This window comes from bacterium (assembly GCA_027622355.1).
In the GTDB taxonomy this organism is placed as follows: Bacteria; UBA8248; UBA8248; order UBA8248; family UBA8248; genus JAQBZT01.
Genome location: JAQBZT010000245.1, coordinates 1 through 4,473, shown reverse-complemented (window position 1 = coordinate 4,473; position 4,473 = coordinate 1). Strand labels below are relative to the sequence as shown.

4 protein-coding genes are annotated in these 4,473 nt (G+C 63.9%); 3 read left to right on the top strand and 1 reads right to left on the bottom strand.

Translation table 11 applies throughout. The features are described from left to right. The coding region (locus O2807_12500; GenBank protein MDA1001320.1) for an AAA family ATPase at nt 1-1,726 on the bottom strand (1,726 nt) is incomplete at its 3' end. A gap of 422 nt (nt 1,727-2,148) precedes the next feature. On the opposite strand from O2807_12500, the gene O2807_12495 reads away from it, so the two are divergent. From O2807_12495 to O2807_12485, 3 genes are all read left to right on the top strand, one after another. Then, complete coding sequence (locus O2807_12495; protein MDA1001319.1) at nt 2,149-2,646, top strand: Rrf2 family transcriptional regulator; 498 nt, start codon at nt 2,149-2,151, stop codon at nt 2,644-2,646. A gap of 30 nt (nt 2,647-2,676) precedes the next feature. Then, nucleotides 2,677-3,054, top strand: a complete 378-nt coding sequence (locus O2807_12490; protein MDA1001318.1) for an iron-sulfur cluster assembly accessory protein — start codon at nt 2,677-2,679, stop codon at nt 3,052-3,054. Nucleotides 3,055-3,136: 82 nt separating this feature from the next. Next, on the top strand, nt 3,137-4,473 hold a 1,337-nt coding region (locus O2807_12485), incomplete at its 3' end, for a CUAEP/CCAEP-tail radical SAM protein (protein ID MDA1001317.1).

Here is a 4,473-nt window from a genome sequence, read left to right as displayed (position 1 = left end):
CAATGATGCGCTGATGGAGCCGCTCTTCCATCTGGAGAAGCTTCTCGCGCTCTCCCTCGAGGAGGCGGGAAACCGGAATGCCGGTCCACCGGCTGACGATGTGGGCGATGTCGTCCTCGGTCACTTCCTCGCGGAGCATCCGCCGCCCGTCGTCTTTCCCGGCCGCCGCCTCCAGTTGCCCGAGTTCCTTTTCGAGAGCGATGATCTCGCCGTAGCGAATCTCCGCCGCTCGGCCGAGATTTCCCTCCCGCTCGGCCTGATGGGACTCGGCGCGGAGCGCTTCGATCTGCTCCTTGAGGCGCTGGACCTTGCCATGGCTTTCTTTCTCCCGGGTCCACTGGGCGCGTGCCACGTCGTTTTCCGCCCGCAGCTCCCCGATCTGGCGGTGGATTTCCTCGAGCCGCTCCCCGCTTTCCGGGTCGGTCTCCTTTTCAAGAGCCTTTGCTTCGATCTGCAGCCGGAGGAGTTCGCGCTCCCTGCGATCGATGTCCTCGGGAAGGCTGTCAATGTCGAGCCGCAGACCGCTGGCCGCCTCGTCGATCAGGTCCACGGCCTTGTCGGGGAGGAACCGATCGGAGATGTAGCGGTGGGAAAGCGTGGCCGCCGCCACGATGGCGCTGTCCAGAATCCGCACGCCGTGATGGAGCTCGTAGCGCTCCTTGAGGCCCCGGAGAATCGAGATGGTGTCCTCGACGCTGGGCTCCTCGACCATCACCGGCTGGAAGCGCCGCTCGAGGGCGGCGTCCTTCTCGATATACTTGCGGTACTCATCGAGGGTCGTGGCACCCACGCAGTGCAGATCCCCGCGCGCGAGGGCGGGCTTGAGGAGGTTGGAGGCGTCCACCGCCCCCTCGGCCGCACCGGCGCCCACCACGGTGTGCAACTCGTCGATGAAAAGAATGACTTCCCCCTGGGAGTCGGACACTTCCTTGAGAACGGCCTTGAGCCGGTCTTCGAACTCGCCGCGGTACTTCGAGCCGGCGACCAGCGCGCCGATGTCGAGCGAGAGCAGCCGCTTGTCCTTCAGGCCCTCGGGCACATCGCCATTCACGATGCGGCTCGCGAGCCCCTCGACGATGGCGGTCTTTCCCACGCCGGGCTCGCCGATGAGCACGGGGTTGTTCTTCGTCCGGCGCGAGAGCACCTGCATGATCCGGCGTATCTCGTAGTCGCGCCCGACGACCGGGTCGAGCTTTCCGGCCCGCGCCCGTTCGGTGAAGTCAATGGAAAAGCGCTCGAGGGCCTGGTAGCGGCTCTCGGCTTCGGGGTCGGTGACGCGCTGGCTGCCCCGGATCTCCTTGAGCGCCTCGAGAACTTTCTCCCGCGTGATGCCCAACCGCTGCATGAGGGGCTTGAGTTCCGCCCCGGCTGCGTCCAGTGCGGCCAGGACGAAATGCTCCCCGCTCACATATTCATCGGAGATGGCGGCGGCTTCCTTCTCGGCCGCTTCGATGTAGCGGCGAAGCTCCGGGCCGAGGAACGCCTCGCTCCCCCCGACCGTTGATACCCGCGGAAATTTTTCAAGCGCCGAATCCAGCGCGCCCTTGAGAGAGGAAAGGGAGACCCCTCCTTTTTCAACGAGCGGGGCGACCACTCCGCCCTCCTGATCGAGGAGGGCGGAGATCATGTGCGCCGGCATCATCACCTGATGGCCCCTGTCCTCGGCCAGATATTTCGCGGCCTGGAGCGCTTCCTGGGTCTTTCGCGTCAACTTATCGAGTCTCAATGGGAAACCCTCTTTACCCCCCGGAATCTCGCCCCGGGGATGGACCGTTTGAATAACCACTTCGGCAAGGCCGACGCCCTATCCCATGGAAACAAGGACGACCCGGCTTCAACGATGCAAACATAATATCTGAGTGCTTGATTGTCAACTTTATTTATACAAAAGACATCCGATTTATAATTCGTTATTTATCATATGCTTACGAATCATTCCGGTGCATCCGCCCCAAAAAGAGGTGATTTTCTCCACGCCGGTGCGCCTTGCAAGACGCGGATTGCATCACCATGCCCACACGGTGTACCCCGTAAGCCCTTATCCTCTCGTCTTCCTTGACATTTTCGCAGCCCTTCTTTATATGTGACCTCCCATGTCATATTTATGGCATAGGAGGTGTCCCCAACCCTTGCGGGAGCTACCGCGCGATGCAGATCAGCCGGGCCGGTGACTATGCGCTTCGAGCCGTCGTTTATCTCTCGAGACAGCCGGGAGAGCGGCTCTCCACGATCGGCGAGATTGCCAGGGCCCAGCAGATTCCCCAGGCTTTTCTCGCCAAACTGATGCCCTCCCTGACCCGCGGGCAGATGGTCACCTCGGTCCAGGGCCCCAAGGGCGGCTACCGCCTGGCCCGCCCCGCCGGCGAGATCAGTTTCTACGATGTGCTTCATGCCATCGAGGGACCGATGCCGCTCGTGGCATGCACGGAAGAAGGCGGGTGTTGTGAATTCGAAGAGTTTTGCACGATGAACGAGGTGTTCGGGGAGGCCCAGCGCCTGCTCGATGTTTTTTTTCGGAAGACGACGTTCGCCGACCTGCCCCTCCGGCCGGCCCCGCCCGTCTCGGACAAACAGCTGCAGGCCGGGCTGAACCAGCTTGCAGAAAACCGGCTGAACAGCGAAACTAAGTTGCAGAAATTCTCTTAACGCTTTTTGTTTACAAAAGGAGAATCCCTGATGTCGCAAGGCAGTGTCACCCTGTTCGATGCCACGAAACCCAAATCCGCCGAGGGAATCCGCGTCACGCCGGTGGCCGAGGCCAAGGTCAAGGAAATTTTGGAGGCCGAGGGCAAGGCGGGCCACGGCCTGCGCGTCGCCGTTACGGCGGGGGGGTGTTCCGGCCACAGCTACGGCCTCTATTTCGAGGAAGCGGCCGCGGCCGACGACAAGATTTTCGAAGCCGACGGTTTTCAGGTCTTCGTCGACCCCCAGAGCCTCGCGCTGCTGAGCGGAGTGGTGGTTGATTTTGTGGACACCATTCAGGGCGCCGGATTCAAGATCGAAAATCCGAACGCCGCGGCGGCCTGCGGCTGCGGAAAATCCTTCACCACCTGAGACCGCTTACAACAAACCCGAAAAACGCCGGGGTCCGCCCCGGCGTTTTTTTCACTGGCACGATGAAGCGGAAGCTCTCGACATGACCACGGACACGCCCTCTTCCGAAGCCATCGACTGGCATGCGCCGGGCGCGGTTCTTCTGGCCTCCTGCTACGAACTCGGCCATCCGCCGCTCGGCGTCGCCTCGCCGGCCGCTTTTCTGAACAGGGCGGGCTTCCGCCCTGCCGTCATGGACGTGGCGGTCGAGGCCTATGCGCCGGAGCGGGCCAAAAAAGCCGCCTTCGCCGGCATCAGCGTTCCCATGCACGCCGCGCTCCGCCTGGGCGTATCGCTCGCGCGTAAGGTACGCGAAGACCATCCCGGCTGCCACATCTGCTTCTACGGGCACTACGCCCTCTTGAACCGCGAGTATCTCCTCGGAAACGGGGCCGATTCGGTCATCGGCGGCGAGTTCGAGGCGCCGCTTTTGGCGTTGATCGAAGGGCTGGCCGCCGGCCGGGCGGCTTCGGAGACCCCCGCGGTGGGCACGCGAGCGAACCCGCCGGCGCCCTATCTCGAGAAGCTGCCCTTCCTTCCTCCCGACCGGACGGGGCTGCCGGAGCTGGCGCACTACGCCCACCTGGTCCGGGGAGGCGAGGCGGTGCCGGCCGGGGCGGTCGAGGCCAGCCGGGGCTGCAAGCACCTGTGCCGCCACTGCCCGCTGCCGCCGGTGTACCAGGGCCGATTCTTCGTGGTCCCGGCCGATGTCGTCCTCGAAGACATCGGCCATCTCGCGGCCGCGGGCGCGCGGCACATCACGTTCGCCGACCCCGACTTCCTGAACGGGCCGCGCCACGGCCTCCGCGTGGCGCAGGCGCTCCATGGGCGGCACCCCGATCTGACGTTCGACTTCACCACCAAGGTGGAGCACATCATCCGGAACGCGGCGCTTCTCCCCGAGTTCAAGTCGCTGGGGTGCCTCTTCATCGTCTCCGCCGTGGAGTCGCTGAACGAAGCGGTCCTGGCAAATCTCCAGAAGGGCCACACCCCGGCGGACATTTACCGCGCCCTCGGAATCGTGCGGCAGGCCGGGATCTCTATCCGGCCCACTCTCGTCGCCTTCACCCCCTGGACCCGCGAGGCGGATTACTTCGCCCTGCTCGATTTCATCGAGGGGGAAAACCTGATCGACGAGGTGGACCCGGTGCAGTTGGCGATCCGCCTCTTGATTCCTCCCGGCTCGGAGCTTCTCAAACACCCCGGCCTGCTTCCCGCACTCGGCGAACTCGACGCGGAGAACTTCATCTTTCCGTGGGCCCACCCGGACCCCCGGATGGATCGCCTTCATAAAGAGCTGATGCCGCTCGTCGAGGAGGCCGCCGGGAACGAAGAAGACCCCGCCCGGACCTTTGCCCGGATTCGCGAGGTGGCGGCCCG

What these genes read in the sequence shown, in the direction of transcription:
- O2807_12495 (MDA1001319.1), top strand. Translation starts at nt 2,149, where the DNA reads ATGCAGATCAGCCGGGCCGGTGACTATGCGCTTCGAGCCGTCGTTTAT.
- O2807_12490 (MDA1001318.1), top strand. Translation starts at nt 2,677, where the DNA reads ATGTCGCAAGGCAGTGTCACCCTGTTCGATGCCACGAAACCCAAATCC.